The sequence below is a fragment of the Paraburkholderia sp. SIMBA_030 genome (assembly GCF_046535245.1).
Classification (GTDB): Bacteria; Pseudomonadota; Gammaproteobacteria; order Burkholderiales; family Burkholderiaceae; genus Paraburkholderia.
Window position 1 is genome coordinate 1 of record NZ_JAWRXB010000891.1, and the last position, 260, is coordinate 260.

The 260-nt window shown below is 72.7% G+C and carries 1 pseudogene; it reads left to right on the forward strand.

Annotated features, from left to right (window positions below):
* Positions 1 to 260: pseudogene (locus tag SB772_RS42585) on the forward strand (chorismate mutase); the annotation flags it as partial.

The following is a 260-nucleotide window of genomic DNA, read 5'->3' on the forward strand; positions in this document are numbered from 1 at the left end:
CGGGCCTGGATCCGGCGTTCGCGCGGACGTTCTTCGAGGATCAGATCGCCGCGAGCAAGGACGTGCAGAACGCGCTCTTTGCCACCTGGCGCGCGACGCGGCCGCCCGAAGGCACGCCGCCCGACCTGGCGACCAGCACGCGGCCGGCGCTCGACCAGCTCACGCAAAAGATGCTGGCCGGCCTAGGACGGATCGCGCCGCTGCGCGACGCGCCCGATTGCCAGGCGCGGCTCGCCCGCAGCATCGCGAACTGGAAGGCG